Below are 2,154 nucleotides of genomic sequence, written 5' to 3' on the forward strand. Positions count from 1 at the left end.
TCAGCTAAGAAAAAGTCAGTCGGATAACTCAATGGCAAAAGGCAAGGCACTTTTTGAACAGTTCTGTGCATTAGCAGGCTAAGTGTGTCCAAAATAAGTTTGTTTTTACGCTAAATAATTTTTGCGACAGAACCAGGAAGGGTGGCCAACGCAGGCCAGGGACTTATCATTAGAGATAGTCAATTGGACGGTAACTTAATTTGTACAAATGTACTTAACCACTTCTTCTTGCTGTGTAGCAAAACCCCTAAGTGACTGATTTACTTGGAGTAAACTGACTAACTTTTATACAAAAGTTAGTGGGGTTTGAAGTTTAATGGAGCCACTGGAAGACCCCATTAAAGGTAGGTAGCCCTAAGATCTATTGGGTTGTTTTATTTGTAATCCAAAGGTGAGGAGTTATTGTGCCAGCATCTTTATGATAGCCATCGAGCTTTTCAATAAAACATTCATTTATGCCTTGCACATTAAGCATATCGGCCATCTCATCCATATCTATAAATACTCCTGCTTTATGATTTTGGATAGTAGTATGGATTTTTTTATTAAATATAGATGATAAATTTATCCTTTTATATTTATCTAGATAAGCATTTGACATTTCATGCGTTGCCCTAGTATTACCATAGTTATCAGTTAATCCAGTACAAATTATATGTATGCGGGGATCAGTTTCAGTACCGTCGTTATAGAGACTATTATCACCAACAAAAGAATAATCTAATGTAGGCAGAGACTGTAAATTTTTGACTTGTAGAGTAAGGTCATTGTTGTCATTACAGAAAAGTGGTGGTTGAATTTTAATATCTGGATTGAACTTAGCTTGATTACAGATTTTTTCTTCAGCTTCTTTTCTCTCCATCATTTCTTTAATTTCACGCTTCCAATCTTGGTCTAAAATCTGCATTTTGATTTTTACCCATGTACATATTTTATCATGACGGCGGTTGTAAGAGTGAATATATTTGTACTCATATGCATAACACTCCTGACGTAACTCTGTTTCGCTTAACTGCGATAACTCATCAAGAGTGTTTACACTTGGTGTATAAAATGATACTAGCTCCGGCGTATATAGTTTAGGCTTATAACGAGGTACCTTTATTACACCCTCTTCTGAAGGTTTAACTTCTGTAGGTTTAACTTCTGTAGGTTTAACTTCTGTAGGTTTAACTTTGATTTGAAGGTAGCGATCTTTTTCAACCTTTGAGGTAAATTCAACTAAGCAGGCTCCTCCTTCAGAGATGCTACTTGCAATTTCATTTAATTTATAAGACATGCCATGTTGTAATGCGTATCCTTGTTCTACTTCTTGAGTGCCATCAGGTTTGCAGAAAGTATTGACATGATGAGCATATGGGCTATCTGGAATTTTAATTTCTTGATCACCTATAAACTCAACCGTTAAAACCGGAATGGTTCTTCTTTTCTGTTTCCAATAAGGACGATAAGTAAGTCGTTCAGTTAAGCCATGACTTAATAAAAAACCTCTCATTGCAAAATGTTTCCAACAGCTCCATGATGCTGTTCCTACTTTTTCATCGCAGCTACTAGGATACTCGATTACATTTGTTGAAGTTGTTTCGACGGCAAAACTACTCAATGATACAAGGCTACTGAATAATCCTGCATAGGCTGGTAGATATAACTTACGAAAGTTTGCTGACATGTACTACCCTTTGTATTTTTATTTAATTTAAAGATATAGTTTTATTAGTAATAACTATATCCCGAATATTTTTTGCATTTCAAAGTAACGTTAGACCTAAGGTTTCTGCTATTTGAGGTATCTTCTTAAAACATACTGTTTTCAGTTATTCATACGCCCAGGCAGGTTGATTTGGTTATGTGCTGTTTTCTTTTTTCACAATTGCTCATGCTCAGGGAAAATACTAAAGAAGATAAATCAACTAACATTAAAAATTTTTATATTGACATCGTTTGCATTAAAAATAGATAGAGTATACTCCTGAAATAAGTGTAAGTTTCATTTGCTCTGGTGTTTCATCAATGACTCAGTGTTTGTAAGCAATAACTATTGCTCGTATTGTACGCTACTTTGGTTCTGTCGCAAAGTTTGATCCGTCGTGATACCCTTTCCCTCTCCTGCTGACACTCTGGTTATTTTGTAGTCACTATGAGTTATGATCAACG

1 protein-coding gene is annotated in these 2,154 nt (G+C 35.2%); it reads right to left on the bottom strand.

The annotated features are described in order from the left end of the window. Positions 1 to 361 precede the first annotated feature (361 nt). Positions 362 to 1,669, bottom strand: coding sequence for a hypothetical protein (locus KCG35_RS24785; protein WP_215822531.1), 1,308 nt, complete (start codon positions 1,667 to 1,669; stop codon positions 362 to 364). Between the last annotated feature and the right edge of the window lie 485 nt (positions 1,670 to 2,154).

It is taken from the genome of Zooshikella harenae (assembly GCF_018837975.1).
Taxonomy (GTDB): Bacteria; Pseudomonadota; Gammaproteobacteria; order Pseudomonadales; family Zooshikellaceae; genus Zooshikella; species Zooshikella harenae.